The sequence below is a fragment of the Phytohalomonas tamaricis genome (genome assembly GCF_003012345.1).
Taxonomy (GTDB): Bacteria; Pseudomonadota; Gammaproteobacteria; order Pseudomonadales; family Halomonadaceae; genus Phytohalomonas; species Phytohalomonas tamaricis.
In genome coordinates this window covers 280,885-302,066 of the sequence record NZ_PVRV01000021.1, presented here as the reverse complement: position 1 = coordinate 302,066, position 21,182 = coordinate 280,885, and the positions used below count along the sequence as shown (strand labels likewise).

The following is a 21,182-nucleotide window of genomic DNA, read 5'->3' as shown; positions in this document are numbered from 1 at the left end:
TTCCGGCACCGATTAATGCTGAATAAAAGGAGAAATATCATGGCCAGCGAAAGGATCTACCAGAATTATATCAACGGTGAGTTCGTTGCCGCTCAAGAATATTTTGACGTCTACAATCCTGCCAATGGACAACTGCTATCGCGGGTTCCTGAATCCGCCCCGGCTGATGTCGAACGTGCCCTTGGCGCCGCCCGTAGCGGGCAGAAGCCCTGGGCGCGCCTGCCCGCCGTGGAGCGGGCGGCGTTTTTGCACAAGCTGGCGGACGCCATTCGCGGTGAGGCGAAAACACTGGCACGTGTCATCACCGAAGAGCAGGGAAAAATTTCCGGGCTTGCCGAAATCGAGGTCAACTTTACTGCGGATTATCTGGATTACATGGCCGAGTGGGCCCGTCGCATCGAGGGTGAAATTATCGAGAGCGACCGCGCCAATGAGAATATTTTCCTGTATCGCAAGCCGATCGGCGTCGTAGCGGGCATTCTACCGTGGAATTTCCCTTTCTTTCTGATTGCCCGCAAGATGGCACCGGCATTGGTTACTGGTAATACTATCGTCATCAAACCCAGCGAGGAAACGCCCAATAACTGCTTTGAATTCGCTAGGCTACTCGACGGAGTAGGCCTCCCAGCTGGTGTTTTCAATGTCATTAGTGGCGGTGGTGCCAGTACCGGCAATGCGATGACGGCCAGCCCGTTGGTGGACATGATCAGCTTTACTGGTAGTGTCGAGACTGGCTCGGCGATCATGCGCAACGCCGCCGAACACATCGTTAAGGTCAATCTGGAGTTGGGGGGTAAAGCACCTTCTATCGTCCTCGATGACGCCAACGTCGATCTTGCTGTGAAGGCCATCCGTAGTTCCCGCATCATCAACACCGGTCAGGTGTGTAATTGCGCTGAGCGTGTCTACGTGCAGCGCGGCATCGCTGAAGAGTTTACAGACAAAGTCGCCCGCGCCATGGCCGACACCACCTATGGCGATCCGCTGGCACAGCCGGATGTCGAAATGGGCCCGTTGATTAACCGAGGTGGTCTCGACAAGGTTGCCGCCATGGTCGAGAACGCCACCCGCAGCGGTGCGGAGGCGGTCACCGGTGGCAGTATTGCTGACCTGGGGCAGGGGTTTCACTACCAGCCCACCGTCTTGAGCGGTTGTCGCAGCGACATGGAAATCATGCGCAGAGAAATCTTCGGTCCCGTGTTACCCATCCAGGTTGTAGACGATTTAGATGAAGCACTCGCGCTCGCCAACGACTCTGACTATGGTCTAACCTCGTCGATCTACACCCGCAGCTTAGCTAGTGCCATGCAGGCCTGCCGCGAACTCGATTACGGCGAAACCTATGTCAATCGCGAGAATTTCGAGGCGATGCAGGGGTTCCATGCTGGGGCTCGTAAATCAGGCATCGGTGGGGCTGACGGAAAGCATGGCCTATATGAATATACTCGTAGTCACGTGGTATATATGGAAATCTGATCTGAGAAAATCACTTCAGAGAATACCTTATAAATGACATGATCTCTGATATGCCGACGGCAAAAGTATGGCCGTCGGCCGCTAACAACGATGCCAGCCTATACCACGGCACTGTTTCAAAATTCTTAGTCAGTACGTAAGAAGGTGAACTAAAAACCGTCTTTAAGTTGATATCGGTACGCTATCCAGACTGTGGGAGTGTTGACCTTTGAGGTCGCAATGAGATTAAGCAGCGGTACTGTCTAAAGCTGTGTATTTACAGGAATTACCATGATTATTTCTGCGTCTACTGACTATCGTTTAGCCGCCAAGCGACGACTACCCCCCTTTCTCTTTCACTACGCCGATGGTGGTTCCTATGCCGAGCACACTTTGAGGCGCAACGTTGATGATCTAGCCGATATAGCCCTGCGTCAGCGCGTGCTGACAGATGCGTCCAATCTGTCTCTGGACACCGAGCTGTTTGGCGAACGTTTGTCGATGCCGGTGGCCCTGGCCCCGGTGGGGCTGGCCGGCATGTACGCCCGGAGAGGCGAGGTACAGGCTGCCAGAGCTGCAACCAGAAAGGGTATTCCCTTTACGCTTTCGACCGTATCCGTATGCCCCATCGCAGAAGTCACCTCGGCGATCGACCGGCCTATGTGGTTTCAGCTCTACGTGCTGAAGGATCGAGGATTCATGCAGCATGTGTTGGAGCGGGCCAAGGCGGCAGGCGTCAAAACGCTAGTTTTTACGGTAGATATGCCGACACCCGGTGCACGCTATCGTGATGCGCATTCCGGCATGAGTGGCCGATACGCTGCTGAGCGGCGGATGTTGCAGGCGATCACCCATCCCTTCTGGAGCTGGGATGTAGGGATTCATGGACGCCCTCACGACCTGGGTAACATTTCAGACTATAGAGGCCAAGCAACAGGACTTGAGGACTACATCGGCTGGCTGGCCAAGAACTTCGACCCCGCTGTCGCATGGCGGGATCTGGAGTGGATTCGCGAATTCTGGGACGGCACGATAGTTATCAAGGGCATTCTCGACCCCGATGACGCCCGCGATGCCGTACGCTTCGGAGCCGATGGCATCGTCGTCTCCAACCACGGAGGTCGCCAACTCGATGGCGTGCTGTCTACAGCACGTGCCTTGCCTGTTATCGCCGATGCGGTAGGTAGGGACCTGACGATACTAGCAGATTCTGGTGTACGAAACGGCCTAGACGTGGTGCGCATGATTGCACTGGGTGCCGACGCCGTTCTGCTCGGTCGCGCTTGGGTATTTGCATTGGCAGCCGCAGGAGAAGCCGGCGTTACCCATCTGCTGGAACTAATCGAGAAAGAGATGCGTGTGGCGATGACACTAACCGGCAAACACTATATTGCTGAGATTGGACCGGACTCGCTAGCCTCGGCCGTAAAAGCTCTCCAAGATTAACCATGCCAGCCAACTTTAATAGCAAAGACTGATGTGATTCCTCCTGGAGGTTGGTTCCGAGGAGAGGAGGCTTACGAATCGTCCACACTGTTGATCCTTGAGCTGTAGATGGGGTAAGCCATCGGCAAGACGCCTCCGCCGGGGGGGCTCTCATCATTGCTGAGGGTCAGGTATTGGTGCGATCGTCTTCAGCGGTGTCTGTGACGGCAACGATTCCGGGGGCGCAGGGCGTAGCTAGCTTGATTAGCATGGGTAAAGTGACTCTCTCCAGAATGGTACAGCATTGAGTTCTTATAAGAAGGAGAGAGTCATGACCTTCACAGCGTTCCGATTGCCTGCCAGATCAGGCGCAGAGCGAGCAGCGTCAGAATCCAGTTGAATATCTTGCCAAAGTGCCTGTCAGGCACACGCTTGAGTACTCGCAAGCCAATCCAGGTGCCGATGGCGCCGCTGACAATCATCGCTACTATCAAGGGAATCCATGGCCACAGGTCGAATCCGGCGTGGTTGAATACGACGATCTTGCAGACATGCTGCATACTCATGACTGAGGCGAAAGTAGCCACGGTGCGGAAGCGGTCATGGTAGATCTGCTTCAGGAACGCACCAATCAGCGGGCCGGTTGCGCCCACAAACAGGGTAAGAAAGGTGGTGACGACGCCAACTAGTGTCGGTCCCCAGCGTCCAAGCACCATACTGGGCAGAGGGGGGCCCCAGCACAGATAAAGAATAAACGCGGCGATGCTCAGGTACATGACCGCCGGGGGCAAGGATACGAGGACGAAACTACCCAGAATGGAGCCCACGATGGCGCCCGGCAGGAACGATAGGATCAGCGTCCAGTCGACATGCTTGAACAGCATGCCAGCACGGCCAGCATTGGAACCCAATTGAACCACGCCGTGCAGGGGGATGATCATCTGGGGAGGAACAATCTGAGCCATGACGCCCAGCAACATGATACCGCCGCCGGCGCCAAGGCTGGCCGTCAGCAGGGATGTCAGGCAAGCCATCCCGACCAGCAGCAGGAAGATAAAGGGTGAGAGCCCGTTAAATAAGTATTCAGGCATGTCTACCTCGGTGAAAGCAGAACGAGTGTGTCCAGATTGCGCCGTGCGGGGCTGGCCCCTGTGCTGCTGGGGGCCCCTACCGGGTTATCCGTTATCCAGCGGCCAGGGCAGGCTGACGGCCTGCTGTAATAGCCCTGTGGGCAGATCCAGCACCATTACATGGGACAATATGATCATGAAGCCCATGCCACAGGCGGTAAGCACGGAGGTCCGGAGCAGTGATGCCCGCGCTTTCAACAGCAGAAAGACGACGAAGAACAGCGTCATGGCAATCACATAGCCTACTAAATAACAGCCGAGGATCAGTCCCGCGAACCACAGGATATAGTGGTAAAAACCCACTGGCAGGGCGGCATTCTCCCCGTTGCGCTCGGCATCTTGATTGATCGGATCACCGGCACGGCAGCGCAGCTGGCGGTACAGCATGATACCGATAAGCGTCAGCATGACGATGCTGATACTGGCCGGGAACACACGAGACAGGTACATGACCTGAAAGGCGTCATACAGGCCGTACGCAAACACTGCCCCCATCACACAGGTGAAGAGGATTTGCGGCAGCATGTCAGACAGGCTCGGCTTCGCAACGACATCTTCTGCTTGCGGCCCGATCTGGCGCGACATGCGGGCAACATGACGCCCGGCAAAAAAGACCGACACAACGAGTAACGCCGCAATGATCAGCACGCCCGGTTTGGTCAGGAACGACCAGCCATCAAACTGTACGGCCTGGTAAAGGTAATTCTCCATGCCTGAGGCGAGCACGAAGCCGATCAGAAATGCAGGTCGCGGCCAGCCGAACCGCTTGAGAAGAATCCCCAGCACGCCCACGCCGAGGAGTGCTACTAGGTCACCCAGGTTGCGCGTGGCTTGGAAGGCAGCAAAGCAGATCACCATGATCATGAACGGTGCCATCAGCGTATAGGGGATGGTCGTCAGGCGAGCGACCCAGCGTGACAGCAGCAGGCAGGCGCCAGCGCCGAGTACGTTGGCCAACGCCAGTGACCAGATGATGGTATAGGTCACATCCAGGTTGCTGCCGACCATGTTCGGGCCGGGTTCGAGACCGATCAGGATCATGCCGCCAAGAAATACCGCCATACTGCCCGAGCCGGGAATGCCGAACAGCAGAGTCGGGATCAGCGCGCCGCCTTCCTTGGCGTTGTTGGAGGCCTCTGGTGCGATCACCCCGCGAATCTCGCCCTTACCGAAATTTTCCTTAGACTTGGTCGTCTGCATCGCGTGCCCGTAAGCGATCCAGTCCACCACGCTACCTCCGAGACCCGGTAAGGCCCCGACGATGCAACCAATGACCGCGCAGCGTAGCGCCAGCCATTTATGTTGAAATAAGTCACGCACCCCGGCGACCCAGCCGCCGCCCAGTGTCGAGGCCTCGGCGATGGCCGTGTTACGGCGTAACAGGTCAATAATTTCGGGGATCGCGAAGATGCCCAGGCCCATTACTACAAGCGGTATGCCGTCCATCAAGTAATCGATACCGAACGACAGCCGGAATTCCCCCGTTGCTGGCGCGCCGCCCATGGTGCCGAACAGCAGCCCCAAGCCGCAGGCACAGAGTCCCTTGATCAGACTGTTACCCGCCAGTCCGCCGACCATGCTGAGGCCGAGCAGCGTCAGCATGAACAGTTCCGCCGAACCGAAGGCAAGGATGATCGGACGTGCGATCAGTACGAATAACGTCAGCACCGCGGCGCCGAACAGACCACCGAACAGTGACGCAGAAAATGCCGCCGACAGGGCCCGTGCCGCCTGGCCCTTCTTCGCCAGCGGAAAACCATCTAATACCGTGGCCTGGGAACCGCTCGAGCCGGGAATGCCCATCAGCACGGAAGTGAACGTATCGGAGGTGGGAATGACCGCGACCAAGCCTATCAGCATCGCCAGGCCCGAAATGGTGTCCATGCCGTAGATGAATGGCAACAGCAGCGAGAGGCCGGCAATCCCGCCGAGGCCGGGGAAAATGCCGATACACAGCCCCAGCAGCACACCGAGGCCGAGATACAAAAGATGAGGCCCCGAGACCAGCGAGCCCAGAGCAGCGAACATGACGTCGAGCATCGACAATACCTAAGTGGACGAGGGAGGGCAGCGGCGCCCTGAGAGGCGGCGCCGCTATCATTTCGGGGTCAGAGCAGGCGGGTTAGAACCTGACGCCGTATCTCTCGTTCAGCCAATGTTGAATCCACTGGGTATCTTCATCCGACAGGCTAAAGATCATCTTGAACGCGGTATCGACGTTCTTGCCGAGGATCTGGTCATAGTCGCCAATTGCGATGCTGGCCTTCTCCTTGAAACCGGGTTGCTTGGCAACCTCGATCGCAGCCTGGCGGTAGGTGTCCACGATCTCCTGCGGTGTACCCTCTTGAAGGAACATGATTTTCTGCGCGGCGAATCCGGCCACGAAGAACGTTTTCCAGATGTTATACGCTTGGCTGTCCGGCTTCTCGCCGTGGATCATTTCATAGACTTCGGCGAAGTGGGGCAGGTCCGGGAAGGACGGGTCGCGTTGCATGGTGCCGTCTTCGCCCAGTATCCCCCAGGACATGATGGGGACTGCCTTGCCTTCCTCGACCAGCGGCGTCACCTTCTTGATATAAGGGGCGGAGGTCTGGTAATCCACGTTCACTTCGCCGCGCTCGAACGCCAGCCGTCCAGCAGAGCGATCCATGCCGAATACCGGTTTGATCTTCAGGCCCAGCATTTCCATGGCAAGCAATGGCACCAAATCGAGCGAGGTTGGTCCCAGGCTTGGGAAGGTCAGTTCCTGATCCTGCAGCTTAACCAGTTCAGCTGCAGAGTTGACGCCTAGGTCGGGTGAGAGGTAGAGCACACCGCCGGTGGGAGTGGCGAAAACCGGAATCCAGTCTCTGGGCTGATAGCGGGCGCGCTTATCCCCCAGCATCGAGTAGAACAGCGTGGAAGCTGTCGAGCCGAACACATCCAGGCCGTTGTTATCCCCACGGGCATCGAACTGGTTGGCGCCGTTGATCGAACCACCGCCGGGGACATTTTTTATCACGATCGTCGGTTGGCCGGGCAGGGTCTCGGAGATCAAAGGTGAAAAGAAGCGGGCCCAAGTATCCGTGCCGCCACCTTCCTTGAACGGCACAATCCACTCGATACGCTCGCCGCTGAAGTCGGCCGCCAAGGTACTTTGGGACGTGCCCAGACCGAAGCCCAGCGTCAGTGAGGCGGCGATTCCCACTATTATTTTTTTCATCTGAATTTCCTCGTAGAGACTCTGTACTGAAGCAAGGGAGCCGGTGAGACAGGCTCGGGAGCTAATCTACGGGGCGAACCTTGCAGGCACCTGTCACAGGGCATACTGATGGCTGCAACTTTAGGCGTAGGAAGATATCAGCCGAGGTCAGTCGGCGAGAGAGGACTCGATGGATTCGAACCATTCGTGAAGCAGTAGTTGGCGTTTGGCATCATCGGTCTGCAGCAGCAACTCCAGCCCAAACGGAATCGGTCGTAGCGGGCTCTGAGTCGAGCGGCGAAGATGTGAGATTGAGTGCGGGCCAGTCACCCGCTCATCGACCGGGTTGAGGCTGGACTCGTTGGCCAGGATCTGCTGTCCCCGTGTCGATAGCAGAAAGTCCAGAAACAGCTGGGCCTCTTTCTTGTGCGGCGCCTCCTTGGGAATGAAAGCGCTGCGCATGATCACCGAGGTGTAATCGGTCGGCAGAATGACAGCGAGATCCGGATTGCGCAGTGCCCAGGCGCTGGCATAGGAGCCGAGCACGTTATACGCCACCATCACCTCACCGCTGTCCAGCGCCTGGAGCAGTGACGTGCTGTTGGGATAGAGCCGTGCCTGCTGCGAGCCGAACACTTCAAGCAGGCGACCGTAGGTACGCGACTGCTGGCTGTCGTGAGTCCAGGTCAGATACCCCATACCAACGGTTTCGATATCGAGCATACCGATCTTGCCGGTGAAACGCTGATCAAAGGTACGGATCAGGTCGAGCAGCTGGCTGCGGCTCTGCGGTAGAGGCTCACCCTGCAGCACCTGGGTATTAAGCGCAATCGTGATCGGCTCATAGGTAAAGCCGAACACCTCGTTGCGCCATTTCGCCCAGTCCGGCAGTGCCTCGGTCTGGTCCGACACGTAGGACAGGGCGTAGCCGTCGTTGACTAGCTTAATCTGCAGGTCCATCGCCGGGCTCATGATCAGGTCTGCAGATTGAGGATAGCTGTCGAGAAAGTGACGGTACAGAGCACGCGTGCTGAACTCGGCGTAGCGGATCTCGATCTCAGGGTGGCGCTTTTGGAAGGCCTCGAACAACGGCACCATGGCAGGATGGTCGGCAGCGCCGTGAATAATCAGCGTGCGCGCTGTCATAGCTGCACCGTTTCGTGCCGGATAGTGGTAGTGCTCGGCAGCCCGAGCGCCATGAGTAACGAGTAGCCAGGCGAATGTCAGCACGAAGATCAGATGCTTCATATCGTCGTCTCCCGTGGGTACGGAAAGACTACCTCGACGATCAGCCCCTGCGGCTCATTGTCTTTTAGGCGCAGGTGGGCATGATGATGTTCCGCTACCTCCCGGGCCATGGCCAGACCGATACCGACACCGGGATGGAGGTTGTCCTGAGCTCGGTAGAAGCGTTCGAATACCTGCTCCTTCTCCTCATCGGGAATGCCCGTGCCCTGGTCACGGATCTGCAGCACGACTCGAGCGGGGAATGCCTGCTCATCAAGATGGATATCAACCTCCACGGTTCCGCCGGGCGGGCTGTATTTGACAGCATTCTCGATCAGGTTGCGCAGCATCTGCTTGAGCGCAAAGTCATCGCCTTTCAGACGCACCTGCAGCTCGCTCAGGTAGGCGATCTCAACTTCCTGATTCAAGGCCCAGACCACCAGCTCACGGCAGCTCTCCTGGACCAGTCGATCGAGAGACAGCCATTGTGGGGTCTCGCTCTGGAAGCGGTGGGCAAGTGTGGCCTGGTTCAGTAGCTGGTTGACGGTATTGGCGAGCAGGTTGGCACTTTCCAGTATCTGTTGTAACTGCTGCTGGCGTATACCGGGTTCGGTTTCCTCCAAGGCATTTTCCGCCTGCAATTTCAGGCCGGCGAGCGGCGTGCGCATTTGATGGGCAGCTTCGGCGGTGAACTTGTCCAGTCGGCTGAGGGTACTATCCAGCTGCGCCATGTAGTGGTTGATAGTATCCACCAGTGGCTTGATTTCCTTCGGCACGGCTACTGCCAACGGCTGAACATCGACCGGCGAGCGTGCAGCGATCGCCAGTTCCAAGGTGTGCAGCGGCTTGAGAATCTTGCGAATGCCGAATACCAGCAGCAGCAGGGCGACGCAGAAAAATGCGATCACATACTGGAGTACCAGCAGGCTGATCTCGTCAGCCAATGCTTGGCGCGCTGCAAGGGTCTGGCCAACAATAATCGTTACTTCGGTAGCACGATCATCCTCAATCAGCTGTTTGTGAATGGCCAGAAACCGCACCCGTTCGCCACGGTAGGTAGCGTAGTAGTAATACTGTACTGGCGTATCCGGGTTGGCTGAGGTGCGCACGGCATCCAGCGGAGGTTGTGGGATATCGTCATAGCCGGTCAGGCGTTGGTGGTCGGGGCCGAAGATGCCGTAAAACGCGCGGTCATTGCGTGCCATTGCCAGTATCTCAAAGGCAGATCGGGGCAGGTCGATGACAATGTCGCCGTCAGCCAGACTGATGCTCTCCGCCATTTGCAGCACCGAGCCGAGCATCAATTGATCGAATGAGATGCGTGCTGCACGTTCACCGTAGGCCTTGGCGCCCCAGTAAGCTGCCAGCCCGCTGCCGAGCAACAACAGCAGTGATAAATAAAGCAGCTGGCGCCGGATAGATATGAGTGGGCTAGTCATCCCGTTTTTCCAGCATGTAACCGAGGCCACGCAGGGTGCGAATCGACAGGTCGCTGCTGATCAGCGCCTTGCGCAGTCGCGCCACGTAGGTCTCGATCGCGTTGGGACTCCGATCTTCATTGAAACTGTAAAGGTGTTCCAGCAGCGCCTCCTTGCTGAGCAACTGGCCGCTGTAAGCCAGAAACACCTCCAGCAAACGGTATTCCCGCTGCTTGAGCTCCACCGGTTGTCCCGCTATCTGAACGCTACAGGTGCGGCGATCGAGCGTGAGATTGCCATAATGTATCTCGTCCTGCGCCTGCCCTTGGCTACGCCTGAGCAGGGCGCGGCAGCGCGCCTCAAGCTCACCACCGTCGAAGGGCTTGCTCATGTAATCATCTGCGCCGAGGTCAAGCAATTGGATACGGTCCTGTATCTGATTGCGTGCCGTCAGAATTAATACAGGAGTCGTTAAGTGACGCTGCCGCAGACTCTGCAAGAGCTGATCGCCAGGCAGGCCGGGTAGGTTGAGATCGAGAATGATCAGATCGTAGGACTGAGCATTGAGCATCTCTTGAGCTTGGAGACCATTGATTGCCAGATCGACGCCATGGCCGGCCTTGCGCATCCGCTGACTGATGGCATTACCGAGTACTCGGTCGTCTTCAACTACAAGGATGCGCATGAATCGGCTCCTTCGAACGCACGGGGATAAGTCATTACGGGAACATCGTACGCGAGCGGCGGCTTTCAGCGGCAATTAATGCAACCGGTGATTTCAGCGATAAGTCATTTCTTATCAGATAGTAATCAGCGGTAGTCGTAATGACCGTCAAAACCCAACTGATTTAGCGTGGCGACTGGAGAAGTATACGCAGGGCTTGGGTGGGTATGTCAGCTTGGGCAAGTGGACAGGATGGAGCTGCATGTGTTCTTTAAATTGAGAGGAAGACGACAAAGTGCCCGTTCTGTAGTTCGGAGTGTACCTGTTGCAGCGACATCAGCTTAATACGTTCGCTGCTCAGATTAGGGCGGTAGAGGCTGGAATAATGGCATGTTTGGTTGCGTCCCGGTGATCACCGGACAGGGCGAGACCTTTCATGCTTAAGCGTCGTGAAGAAGTAACCTGCGGCACAGAGAGGGCCGTATGAAGGAGGAGAGACCTGAAGTTAAAAGACCGCTTCGCTAATCGCCAAATATGACCAGGCGGTACACGGAGGCATTGCATAAATACCTGAGGTACCGCGTCCTGGCATCACGAATAATTGTACTGCGTGATCAGACGATTCCGATTCAGAGAGTACCGTACTGTTTAACCAGCTGAGCCTGATAGCCCTGATAGGCGTTTTCAGACATACGCATCAGCATGCGGTTGGCGCGCTTGAGCAAGGATACCTGAACATCGTTAGTACGTGCGGTGGAGGTGTTCTGAGTAGACATATGAGTGACCCTGTCGATTCATTCATTAGTTGTGTTTTTATTATGACCGATTATTAGACCTTAGTCTAGTCAATGCGCCCTTCGTCTACACCTGTGGATCCACATCATCAGGCACGTTGGCTCTTTGCCTTGTCATACTTAGCACATACACTTTCTGGGTGGTCGGGTGGTCGGGTGGTCGGGTGGTCGGGTGGTCGGGTGGTCGGGTGGTCGGGTGGTCGGGTGGTCGCCTGCGCCGTTGCAGCAAAATTATGCCCCCGCGTTAAAGCGCGGGGGCCAGCGGTTATTGATTTGAAAAAGTATAGGGAGTGAAGAGGTTGCTTCCCGGCCAGGCGCGAAGATGCACTATCTCGGCCGCGTCTCCCTTTACCCAGTTGGCTGCGTCATTGACGTCACCAATACCGGTGTAATGAGTGATTGCCGGGTAGGGGTAAACGGGGCGTGACATCGTTGGCAGTGAAGATTGCTGCGCCATCGGCGGCTTCCTGCGCTGCTTCTCGCCCTTGGTGTTATCGCCTCTCATCGCATCTTTAGGCGGTGTGTCTCCCGCCACATTGCTGCCAAAGCGCGGTGTGCCGAAATCGCTAGACTGGCTTGCCGAGTGCGTCATCACTGCATCCGGCGCGTTGTGGCCTTCGACCCAGGACATCATCGGCGTCAGCAGGTCGAGATTGCTCGGCCCCTGACCGTTGCCACAATGGGCGACACCAGGCAGCAGGTAAAGACGTTCAAATCCTTGCACGGCTTTTCTTCCCATCTGCGCGATCATCGCTTTGTGCAGCGCGACGGTATTTGCCGGGGAGATATGCGGATCAGCGAGGCCATGCCACATGATCAACTTGCCGCCGGATTGCTCGAAAGCCGACAGGTCGGGGTTGGTTGCATCGAACAGCGAATGGCGCGTGCGAAGCGCATCGAGGGTTGCCTCGCTGAACGAAAAGGAAGCCAGCGTGGCGTCCGGTTGCGGCTGTTTGAAAGCCAAATAGCGGATGACCGGCAGGGCGGCATTGGTGCTCATCAACGAGCCGTCCGCCTTGTCTGCGACATAGACGCCGGCCCACTCGAGTTCCGAGCCGTATTGTGGTTGGCCCGCTGTGAGATAAGCTCCCGTCTTGGGGTCCTGCGGCCCTGTGTAGAACTTCCGGGCCACATCCGCTTCCGCAGGTATCAGGCAGGCTGAGGTGTCGGTGGCGTTGGCCGCGCAGGTAATCGTCGCGAGGTCGAAGTGACAGGCGGCAGGGTTGGCGATCAGGCCGTCCTTCGCGCCGTCAAGCGTGTCGCATGCCTTGATGGCAGCTTTGTGAAGGAGTGGCAGGCGGTCGGCGAGTAGAATCACCTTGCCGTTCGCGTCGGTATTCGCGTTTGCCTGCCAGGCGTGATAGAGCGTGTTCTGCACCTGGAACAGCATGGCGGGCGCGCCGGCGATGATGCCGTCGAAGTCATTAGGGAAGCGCATCGCTTCCATCAACGCCTCGCGGCCGCCATCAGAGCAGCCATTGAAGTAAGCATACTGTTGCGGCTGGCCGTAGAATATCTTGATCAGCGTTTTGGCCGCTTCGGAAGTCAGATGCTGGGCACGATAGGCAAAGTCGACCCGCTTCTGGTCGTCCAATCCCCAGCTTCCGTCGTTCATCATCCCGCCGGAATGGCCCATGTCAGTCGCTGCCATGACGAAACCGCCGTCATTGAGCACCTTGCAGCTATCGGAGGCGCCGGACCTCAGCGTAATCTGGCCGCACAGTCCTCCGCAGCCGACCTGAAGATAGCGCTGCGTCCAGCTGTCGATAGGCAACAGCACCTGAAAATTGATTGCCGGGGCGAGAGAGCCCTTGACCGAGCAGACCTTGACCCCGTCGCTTGTGGTCTCGACGGCAGCGGTGACGGTGCTGCCGTCACCGCCGATTTCGTTGAGATCCACGTCGCTGAGAGAGGCGCAGCTGGCGACGGGCTTCACCACGTTCAGGGTGTCCGGGGTGGGCTGTGCGTTGGCTTGCTGGGTCACCAGAGCGAGGGCGAGTGCCGCGACGACGCTGATCCATCTTTTCATGTTAGAGCTTCTTTTTCATTGGGGTTAGATTCAGGCGTAACATCCAGGTAGATCGATCATCTGGATGCCGAACTCACGAGCGGGGGCACTGAGTAGAGCACTGACCCGCTCGCCTTCTAGGTCCGTCAGCGCGAGATGGATTTTGCCGCGTGGTGCCGCGATCCTGAAGGCGTGCTGGAGCATAATCATGAGCATCCTCCCTGGATGACCTGCTGGTCGGCGGAATATGGTTTGGCGCTGGAGTGCACTGCGAAGAGTAGCGTTTTGTCATGCAGCCGATATTCCGCGCATATCAACGTAGGTAGTTCACATGCTATCTATAATCCCGATACCAATCGGGATTAAATTATGGAAATACAGAGGAAAGGCTATCAATGGCGCGGGAGCCAAAGCCTTGTAGTCAGGTTCGGACCCTAGTCGACCCGAGACGGGGATAGGCTCGCCTATATGGAGAAGACTCTCTTTACTTCGACATTCTCAGCAAAGACATCGGCAAGGCGCGCAAGTTTGCTGCGATATGGTGGAATTCAATATTGCGGGGTTGAGTACCGCTTTGGGACATATAGGCCAGAATTGCACTGCGGAAGGGGCCGGGGCTCACCGGTATAGGCGCCGGTCAGGACCTGTCCCGGAGACGATCATGCCCCCGCGTCGAAACGCGGGGGCCAGTGGTTATTGCTCTGAAAAATTATAAGGGGTGAAGAGATCGCTTCCAGGCCAGTCGCGCAGATGCACTGTTTCGGCCGGGTGACCCTTTTCCCAGTTGGCTGCGTCGTAGACACTACCTCTGCCGGTGTAATGAGCGGTTGCCGGATAGGGGTAAACAGGACGCGACGCCTCTGCTAATGTGGATTGCTGCGTCATCGGCGGCTTTCTATGCTTCTCGCCTTTGTGCTTGCCGCCCTTCTGCGAAGCATCTCCCGCCACATCGCTGCCAGAGCTCGCTGTGTCAGAATCGCTTTCCGCGCTCGTGGCGCTTGTCATCACGGCGTACGGTGCGTTGCCTCTTTCGACCCAGGACATCATTGGTGTCAGCAGGTCGATATTGCTCGGTCCCTCACCTTGGCCGCAGTGACCTACGCCAGGCAGCAGGTACAGGCGCTCAAACTGTTGTACGTTTTTCTTGCCCATCTGTGCGTACATCGCTTTATGCAGCGCGACGGTATTCGCCGGTGAGATGTGGGGGTCGGAGAGACCATGCCACATGATCAACTTACCGCCGGATTGTTTGAAGGCCGACAGGTCCGGGTTCGTTGCATCGAATAGCTTATGACGCGGGCGAAGCGCATCGAGGGTCGACGTGGTGAACGAGAATGAGTCCAGCGTGGCGTCCGGCCGTGCTTCTTCGAACGCGAGGTAGCGTATCACCGCCAGCGAGGCGTTGGTGCTCATCAACGAGCCGTCCGCCGCATCGGTGACATACACGCCATCCCACTCGAGTTCTGAGCCATATAAAGGCTGACCGGCCGTGAGATAAGCGCCCGTCTCGGGGTCCCGCGGCCCTGCATAGAACTTCCGGGCCACTTCCGCTTCTGCGGGTGTGAGGCAGGCCGAGGTGTCGGTAGCATCCTGTGTGCAGGTGATCCTGGCGACATCGAAGTGACAGGCCGCAGGGTTGGCGATCAGGCCGTCTTTTGCGCCATCCTTCGCATCGCAGGCTTCGACTACAGCATTGTGCAGGATCGGCAGGCGGTCGGTGAGCAGGATCACGTTGCCATTCTCATCGGTGTTCGACTCTGCCTGCCAGGCGTGATAGAGCGTATTCTGTACCTGGAACAGCATGGCGGGCGCGCCGGCGATGATGCCATCGAAGTCATCGGGGAAGCGCATCGCCTCCATCAACGCCTCGCGGCCGCCATCAGAGCAACCATTGAAGTAAGCATACTGTTGCGGCTGGCCGTAGAACGTCTTGATCAGCGTTTTGGCCGCTTCAGAGGTCAGGTGCTGGGCGCGGTAGGCGAAGTCGGCACGCTTTTGGTCGTCCAGCCCCCAGCTGCCGTCGCTCATCATCTCGCCGGAATGGCCCATGTCGGTCGCCGCCATGACAAAACCGCCGTCATTGAGCACCTTGCAGCCATCGGAGGCGCCGGAGGTCAGCGTGATCTGGCCACACAGGCCGCCGCAGCCAACCTGTAGATAACGCTGGGTCCAGCTTTCGGTCGGTAACAGCACCTGAAAATTGATTTCGGGGGCGAGCGTACCTTCTACCGAGCAGACCGAGATGCCGTCGCTGGTAGTCTCGGTTGCTGAGGTGACAGCGCTGCCTTCGCCTCCGATTTGGGTGAGATCGACGTCGGCGAGCGACGCGCAACTGGCGGTGGGGTTCACCACGTTCAGTGTTTCTGGAGTGGCTTGCCCATGGGATTCCTGTCGTACATGGGATTCCTGCCACGCATGGGATTCTTGCCGCGCATGGGCTTCCTGCCCCACCAGGGTGAGGGCGAGTACCGCGACACCGCCCAGGGTACTAATCCATGTCTTCATATAGAGGCTCTTCTCTACGGGTTGGGAGTCAGTTAATTTATCCAAAATAAATGGATCGAATTGTCTGCACGCCCGTATGGTTGTTGTGATCATTGCTTCTTTTTGTCGAACAGCGACGGAACCCACAGGCTCGGGTTAACCTCCTTGAAATGCGCGCGCACGAAGTGTTCCTTGAGATGGCAAAGCACCGGGTCAGTCTCGTGGTCAGTCTTTGGCGCGTGGTACTGCGATCTTGATGGCATAGTGAAACGTAATCATAAGCAACCTCCGTGATGGCCTATCGGCTGGCGGAATGTGGCTTCGTCGCTGGAGTGCACTGCGAAGAGTAGCGACTTGCATTTAAGCCACTAATCAATGCACAGAAACGAATATAACTCACATGCTAGTTATAATCCTGATACCAATTGGTATTAGTTGTGAAAATAAACAGGAAAGATGATTGATGGCGAGATTGAGCCGGGAAGAGAGTCAGGCATTAACGCGCGAGCGGCTGCTTACTGCGGCGCGAGAGCTGTTTTTCAAGGAAGGTTATGCCACGACTTCCGTAGAGCGGATCGCGGACGCCGCCGGTTATAGCAAGGGTGCGGTGTATTCCAACTTCGAAGGCAAGGACGCCATTCTCCTGGAGGTCTTGGACAGCCAGGGTCAGCAGTGTCTGGGCGAGCTTTGCGGGAAGATTGAGCGTGCTAATTGTGCTGCTGACGTTGTCGAGCTGCTCGTTGATTGGGCGAATGATCGTTCAGGCAGCGGCAGCTGGTCACTCACCATTATGGAACACGCGCGCGTCGCCCCGAAGGGCGCCGCATCCCTCAAGCGGCAGGAAGAGATACTGAGCGGGCATTGGCGCCAGCTCGGTGAATGCCTATTGCAGCAGTTTCCCGGCATCGCCGACGATCCAGAAACTCTGGGTGCGCTGCTCCACGAGATTGCCTATGCCCCCGCGATGACCTTTGTCGCGTGGCCCACGGCAGGTGAGTTGATGAGGCTGGCAATGACTCCACTGTTGGCAAAAGCTGCGCCACCAGACTAGTTGTTGCGAAAAGATTGGCCGCGAAGCGCGGTTTGTGACCTCAGTTAGCCACCCGTCGGGGCGCGGCGTTGGGAGTAAAGTTGTTATCCAGGCCCAATGAATGCTAAGCGTTTGCTCATGCCCGTAGCCGGAGCGTTGGTTCCTTATATAGTTCTTGGTTAAGGATTGGGCAGTGTGTTTCTTTAACGTATGAGCGCCTAAGGGGCCAGAGCCTTGCCGTCGAGTTCGGACTTTGGTAGGTCCGAAGCAGGGATAGGCTCGCATACATGGGCAAGTCCTGGAGCGCCTGCTATTTCTCGTTGGAGAGGGCAAAGATACTTTCTCGCTCGCGGATCATTAAGTTGTGGGAGAGTGAAGCTTCCTCCTCATCGCTAGCCAGTGGCATCCTCAGCCGCGTGCCATAGCCTTAGTGGCTACTCTTACTTCGACATGTTCAGCAAAGGCATCGGCAGGGCGCGCAAGTGTGCGGCGATATGGTGGGGTTCAATGTTACGGGGTTGAACGCGGTTGAGTAACGCCTCGGACCATATAGGCCAGAATCGCACTACTGAAGGGGCCGGGCTCACCGGTGTAGGCGTTGGTTAGAACCTGTCCCAAGAAGGCGTCACTCAGAACTCCTCAAACAGATAAACAAGGCCCGGGGCAATGCCCCGGACAGTCGATCATGAGGGATTCTTGCTGCTTCGTATCATTCGCTTCAAGGGAAGGTTGCTCAAGAGCAACAAAATGATAGCCAGGGTCAGCACGATGGATAAAGGATTGGTCATCAGCTCAATCAGAAAGGCCGGCATACTGTCACCTACCGAGGACATGGCCTGGCGATAGGAGTTATCCATCAGCGGACCGAGGATAACACCGAGAATGATCGGTCCCATCTGGAAGCCAAAGATTTTAAGGAAATAGCCAGCAATGCCAAAGCCGAGCATCCAGTAGACCTCATTCATGCTGTTGTTCAGTGAGTAGCTACCCACCACGCACAACACCAAGATCAACGGAACCAGGATTGCCTTGGGTAACTCGACGACTTTGGAGAACAACTTGATGCCCATCAGACCAAAGATTAGCAGAAAAAAATTGGCCAACACCAGCGCGCCTACCATGAACCAGAAGATGTACGGTGTTGTTACCATTAGCATCGGACCGGGGTTGAGCCCATGGATGACCAATGCTCCAAGCATGACCGCAGTGACGGCATCGCCGGGCATACCTAGTGTCAGCATGGGTACGAAGGCACCGCCCACGGCTGCGTTGTTGGCACTTTCGGGTGCCACCAGCCCCTCGTAGGCGCCCTGACCGAAGGGCTTGGAGGGGTTCTTGACCGAACGCTTGGCGTGATCGTAGGCGAACAGCGAAGCGATGTCGCCGCCAGTGCCGGGTAGGGCACCCACGATGACCCCGATGATCGAAGTACGAATCGACAGCGGCAGAAATTTCAGCACCAAATTGAGTGAAGGAATAATCTTCTCGACATTCTGGCGCACCGGTTTGACGTTAAGCTGATGCAACTGGAAGAGCGCTTCGGCAACACCGAACAGGCCGATCATGACCACGACGTAATGAATGCCGCCCAGTAGCTGCATACTGCCTAAGGTGAAGCGTCCTTCAGCTGTGACCGGGTCCATGCCGACTAGGCCAATGACTGCGCCCAGAGACGCGGCGAAGATACCCCGTGACAGCGACTCCGCTGCAAGGCTACCGACAAGCAACAGGCCGAGCACGGCAATCAGGAAATAGTCGCGCGGTGCGAACTGCAGCGCGAATTCGGATAGTACAGGCGCGGTACTGGCCAGGATCAGTACCCCGATCAGACCGCCGATCACGGACATGACTGTACTTAGCCCAATGGCTTGTCCTGCCTCGCCCTGCTGGGCTAGGGGATAACCGTCAAAGGAAGTGGCAACCGCAGAGGGCGCCCCAGGGATGTTGAGCAAAATGGCCGTACGAGAGCCGCCGTACACGCCACCACAGAAAACCCCCACCATCAACGCAAGGGCATCATTAACGTCCCAAGCAAAGGTGAATGAAATCAGGATCGACACGGCCATTGTTACCGAGAGGCCAGGAATGGCGCCGATATAAATGCCGGCGAAGGTACCGATTGCCGTCAATAATAGCAGCGACAGATCGGTCCATGACATCAGGAAATAGGTGAACGAGTCAGCCATGGGAGAACCTCGTCAGGGTAGGTAAACCTGGAACAACAATTTGAACAGGGAGTAGATGATGGCAATGGAAACGGCTGCAATGATCGCAGAAGATACGAAGCGGCCATGACGCAGATAGACCATCGAGACGAACAGGAATAGCAGGGTACTGATGACGAAGCCCAGCGGTTCAAGTAGCAATAGATAACCGATGGCCATGGTCGAAAAGATGACGATCGGCAAAGGAAAATGGGCACTCATGAATTGTCGGGCTTCATCCAAGGCGCCCTGAGTATCCGGCTTCTGCTTGCGGAACTGGCCGGCTATGATGACCACCATCGACAGGATCAGAACGATGCCCAGGCCGAGGGGAAAGGCACCAGGTGAGCTGATCGATTCGAAGCCGGGACCTGAAATCCGATAGGCTTCGTAGAAGATGCCTAGGCTGAACAGCAGCAGCATTAAATTGAATGCGGGCTCGCCTGGCTGGAGTTTGGATTGCTTAGACATGGGTTCCTCCATGGGGAAACGGCGGAAAAGCTTAGGTTTTCGCGCCGTTTCAACGCGCTAGGTTACGGCTTGGCTATGCCGAATTCCTCGGGAGAAACCTTGGCGGACCCCGCCTTTTCCAGAGCCCATGCAGTTACGGACTGCCAGCGGTCTAGAAACTGTTTGGCTTCTTCGCCACGGAGGTTGAGCGATTGAGCGCCGTTCTTGGTCAGGAACTGCTGGAACTGCTCGTTAGCAACGCCTTGTTCATAGGCATCGGCAAGCGTAGCCACGATGTCATCCGGTGTCTCCTTGCGGACCGCAACAGTCCAGAATGGACCCCAGGGCAGGTAGGACTCGATCTCGGGCAATGCCTCTGTGATTGGCGCAACCTCTGGTAACTGCTTGATCGGCTCTTTGGTCAGCACGGCCAAGCCCTTTAGGCGGCCGGAAGCGATATGCTCTTGGGCGGCGGCCAGGCTCAGCGGCATAAAGTCGATATGACCCCCGAGCATGGCGGTAATACCCGGACCATCGCCACCGAAGGTCACGTTGCGGACGTCTAGCTCATCTACGGAATTGATCATCGCCAGCACGGTATTAGGTAGGCCACCTGCTCCGGTGCCGCCCATGCGTAGTGTCCCTGGATTAGCCTGGGCGTCCTTCAGCAGATCGCCCAAATTCTCCCAATCCTTGTCGGCTGGTGCTGCAATGACGACCAAGCCTTGTCCGATCACATTGATAGGTGTCATATCGGCATAGGTGAAGTCGGCTAAGCCCATAACCGGGTAGAGCTGCGGGTTTTCGGCCCCGTAGAGCAGGGTGTAGCCATTGGCTGGCTTGGTGAGCACGCTATTCATGCCAATAACACCGGTCCCGCCGGGGCGGTTGGTCAGTACAATAGTAGTGTCCAAGGCGTCTTCGACATGGGGCGTCAGGCTGCGGGCAACGTTGTCAGTTGCACCACCGGCGCCCCATTGGATAATGCCTTCGATGTTTCGTTCCGGGTAGTCGGCCAAGGCCGGGGAGAGCGCAGTTAGTGCGCCAGCCGAAAGGGCCAGGGTTGCCAGGGCTTTCTTGATCATGGCGGTATCCTCCGAGGTGCTGTGATTATTATGTATGGAATAAAAGTGAAGCTTCGGATGTGAATAATGTTCGTTTAGCGAATGATCGTCCTTATGGCGAACAAAACTAGAGAGGGGGTAGTGCAGAGTCAATTCACCTTATGTCGACCTTCGACCAATGTAGTGGATATCCGATATAGAACATGTCAGGCCTGTGTTAGCTCCAGCCTGGCTTTTGCTACTCACTTAAATCAAGAGAAGATACTGTTGTAGCAGTGGGCCTGTTTAGGAGGGGCAAGTCCAGACAGTATCTTTTAAAAAATCAACTGTATGGACTAAAGAACACGATGCGAACCTCATTAAGTGAGGTGAGGTAGTGACGATTTTTCTTATGAGTACAACGCCAACAAGCTCCCGCTAGTACAGCAGGCGATTATGTAATTTGAGTCTAACCACTTGAGTGCATCTCAGACCAGGAGAGCGTCATAAGGGGCAGCAGCGATGGGCAGTAGGGCGTGCACTCGAAACGAACACTGGAAGAAACGCGCCTGCTGTTTGCCAGTGCCGCTCATGACAATGGCTCACCGCTCACCTGTGTTGCTCATCACGACGACTGACCGGTGGGCATGGCAAGTGTTGTCGAGAGCG

At 56.8% G+C, this 21,182-nt stretch carries 16 protein-coding genes; 3 read left to right on the top strand and 13 right to left on the bottom strand.

All coding sequences use genetic code 11. From position 1 onward, the window contains the following. The first annotated feature begins 39 nt into the window (after positions 1-39). A complete protein-coding gene (gene aldA / locus C3Z11_RS11090; RefSeq protein WP_106478008.1) occupies positions 40-1,476 on the top strand; it encodes an aldehyde dehydrogenase in 1,437 nt (478 codons plus the stop codon). A gap of 270 nt (positions 1,477-1,746) precedes the next feature. After that, the gene (gene lldD, locus C3Z11_RS11085; RefSeq protein WP_106478007.1) at positions 1,747-2,901 is read left to right on the top strand and encodes an FMN-dependent L-lactate dehydrogenase LldD; all 1,155 of its coding nucleotides are present in this window, start codon (positions 1,747-1,749) and stop codon (positions 2,899-2,901) included. A gap of 317 nt (positions 2,902-3,218) precedes the next feature. Here lldD and C3Z11_RS11080 read toward each other — a convergent pair whose 3' ends face one another. From C3Z11_RS11080 to C3Z11_RS11045, 10 genes are all read right to left on the bottom strand, one after another. Continuing rightward, a complete protein-coding gene (locus C3Z11_RS11080; protein ID WP_106478006.1) occupies positions 3,219-3,971 on the bottom strand; it encodes a sulfite exporter TauE/SafE family protein in 753 nt (250 codons plus the stop codon). A gap of 84 nt (positions 3,972-4,055) precedes the next feature. Next, on the bottom strand, positions 4,056-6,050 hold the full coding sequence (locus C3Z11_RS11075; RefSeq protein ID WP_106478005.1) for a tripartite tricarboxylate transporter permease: 1,995 nt from the start codon (positions 6,048-6,050) through the stop codon (positions 4,056-4,058). An 82-nt stretch (positions 6,051-6,132) separates the two neighbouring features. Beyond that, positions 6,133-7,212 carry a Bug family tripartite tricarboxylate transporter substrate binding protein gene (locus tag C3Z11_RS11070; RefSeq protein WP_106478004.1) on the bottom strand — a complete coding sequence of 360 codons (1,080 nt, stop codon included), beginning with the start codon at positions 7,210-7,212 and terminating at the stop codon, positions 6,133-6,135. 147 nt (positions 7,213-7,359) lie between these two features. Then, a complete protein-coding gene (locus tag C3Z11_RS11065) occupies positions 7,360-8,439 on the bottom strand; it encodes an ABC transporter substrate-binding protein (protein WP_106478003.1) in 1,080 nt (359 codons plus the stop codon). Further along, complete coding sequence (locus tag C3Z11_RS11060; protein ID WP_106478002.1) at positions 8,436-9,857, bottom strand: sensor histidine kinase; 1,422 nt, start codon at positions 9,855-9,857, stop codon at positions 8,436-8,438. Before C3Z11_RS11060 ends, C3Z11_RS11065 begins: the two co-directional genes overlap by 4 nt. After that, entirely contained in the window at positions 9,850-10,521 is a 672-nt protein-coding gene (locus C3Z11_RS11055) for a response regulator transcription factor (protein WP_106478001.1), read from the bottom strand. The genes C3Z11_RS11060 and C3Z11_RS11055 overlap by 8 nt, the downstream gene beginning before the upstream one ends. Before the next feature lie 608 nt (positions 10,522-11,129). Continuing rightward, entirely contained in the window at positions 11,130-11,276 is a 147-nt protein-coding gene (locus C3Z11_RS16875) for a hypothetical protein (protein ID WP_158701016.1), read from the bottom strand. A 283-nt stretch (positions 11,277-11,559) separates the two neighbouring features. Beyond that, positions 11,560-13,323 carry a tannase/feruloyl esterase family alpha/beta hydrolase gene (locus C3Z11_RS11050; protein WP_106478000.1) on the bottom strand — a complete coding sequence of 588 codons (1,764 nt, stop codon included), beginning with the start codon at positions 13,321-13,323 and terminating at the stop codon, positions 11,560-11,562. Positions 13,324-13,353: 30 nt separating this feature from the next. Further along, positions 13,354-13,512, bottom strand: coding sequence for a hypothetical protein (locus C3Z11_RS16870; RefSeq protein WP_158701014.1), 159 nt, complete (start codon positions 13,510-13,512; stop codon positions 13,354-13,356). Positions 13,513-13,995: 483 nt separating this feature from the next. Next, positions 13,996-15,807: a tannase/feruloyl esterase family alpha/beta hydrolase gene (locus C3Z11_RS11045; RefSeq protein WP_106477999.1), complete on the bottom strand. Its 1,812-nt coding sequence runs from the start codon at positions 15,805-15,807 to the stop codon at positions 13,996-13,998. A 442-nt stretch (positions 15,808-16,249) separates the two neighbouring features. On the opposite strand from C3Z11_RS11045, the gene C3Z11_RS11040 reads away from it, so the two are divergent. After that, the gene (locus tag C3Z11_RS11040; RefSeq protein ID WP_106477998.1) at positions 16,250-16,837 is read left to right on the top strand and encodes a TetR/AcrR family transcriptional regulator; all 588 of its coding nucleotides are present in this window, start codon (positions 16,250-16,252) and stop codon (positions 16,835-16,837) included. A 662-nt stretch (positions 16,838-17,499) separates the two neighbouring features. Here the strand turns inward: C3Z11_RS11040 and C3Z11_RS11035 are convergent. The 3 genes from C3Z11_RS11035 to C3Z11_RS11025 all read right to left on the bottom strand — a co-directional run bounded on the left by C3Z11_RS11035 (position 17,500) and on the right by C3Z11_RS11025 (position 20,555). Next, positions 17,500-19,002, bottom strand: coding sequence for a tripartite tricarboxylate transporter permease (locus C3Z11_RS11035; RefSeq protein WP_106477997.1), 1,503 nt, complete (start codon positions 19,000-19,002; stop codon positions 17,500-17,502). A gap of 12 nt (positions 19,003-19,014) precedes the next feature. After that, a complete protein-coding gene (locus tag C3Z11_RS11030) occupies positions 19,015-19,491 on the bottom strand; it encodes a tripartite tricarboxylate transporter TctB family protein (protein ID WP_106477996.1) in 477 nt (158 codons plus the stop codon). Positions 19,492-19,553: 62 nt separating this feature from the next. Beyond that, positions 19,554-20,555 carry a Bug family tripartite tricarboxylate transporter substrate binding protein gene (locus C3Z11_RS11025; protein WP_106477995.1) on the bottom strand — a complete coding sequence of 334 codons (1,002 nt, stop codon included), beginning with the start codon at positions 20,553-20,555 and terminating at the stop codon, positions 19,554-19,556. Between the last annotated feature and the right edge of the window lie 627 nt (positions 20,556-21,182).

Bases quoted from the DNA above. Each gene is read 5' to 3' on its own strand.
- C3Z11_RS11025 (WP_106477995.1), bottom strand. From the start codon at position 20,555: ATGATCAAGAAAGCCCTGGCAACCCTGGCCCTTTCGGCTGGCGCACTA.
- C3Z11_RS11065 (WP_106478003.1), bottom strand. From the start codon at position 8,439: ATGAAGCATCTGATCTTCGTGCTGACATTCGCCTGGCTACTCGTTACT.
- C3Z11_RS11080 (WP_106478006.1), bottom strand. From the start codon at position 3,971: ATGCCTGAATACTTATTTAACGGGCTCTCACCCTTTATCTTCCTGCTG.
- lldD (WP_106478007.1), top strand. From the start codon at position 1,747: ATGATTATTTCTGCGTCTACTGACTATCGTTTAGCCGCCAAGCGACGA.
- C3Z11_RS16875 (WP_158701016.1), bottom strand. From the start codon at position 11,276: ATGTCTACTCAGAACACCTCCACCGCACGTACTAACGATGTTCAGGTA.
- C3Z11_RS11060 (WP_106478002.1), bottom strand. From the start codon at position 9,857: ATGACTAGCCCACTCATATCTATCCGGCGCCAGCTGCTTTATTTATCA.
- aldA (WP_106478008.1), top strand. From the start codon at position 40: ATGGCCAGCGAAAGGATCTACCAGAATTATATCAACGGTGAGTTCGTT.
- C3Z11_RS11045 (WP_106477999.1), bottom strand. From the start codon at position 15,807: ATGAAGACATGGATTAGTACCCTGGGCGGTGTCGCGGTACTCGCCCTC.
- C3Z11_RS11055 (WP_106478001.1), bottom strand. From the start codon at position 10,521: ATGCGCATCCTTGTAGTTGAAGACGACCGAGTACTCGGTAATGCCATC.
- C3Z11_RS11070 (WP_106478004.1), bottom strand. From the start codon at position 7,212: ATGAAAAAAATAATAGTGGGAATCGCCGCCTCACTGACGCTGGGCTTC.
- C3Z11_RS11040 (WP_106477998.1), top strand. From the start codon at position 16,250: ATGGCGAGATTGAGCCGGGAAGAGAGTCAGGCATTAACGCGCGAGCGG.
- C3Z11_RS11075 (WP_106478005.1), bottom strand. From the start codon at position 6,050: ATGCTCGACGTCATGTTCGCTGCTCTGGGCTCGCTGGTCTCGGGGCCT.
- C3Z11_RS11035 (WP_106477997.1), bottom strand. From the start codon at position 19,002: ATGGCTGACTCGTTCACCTATTTCCTGATGTCATGGACCGATCTGTCG.
- C3Z11_RS11050 (WP_106478000.1), bottom strand. From the start codon at position 13,323: ATGAAAAGATGGATCAGCGTCGTCGCGGCACTCGCCCTCGCTCTGGTG.
- C3Z11_RS16870 (WP_158701014.1), bottom strand. From the start codon at position 13,512: ATGATTATGCTCCAGCACGCCTTCAGGATCGCGGCACCACGCGGCAAA.
- C3Z11_RS11030 (WP_106477996.1), bottom strand. From the start codon at position 19,491: ATGTCTAAGCAATCCAAACTCCAGCCAGGCGAGCCCGCATTCAATTTA.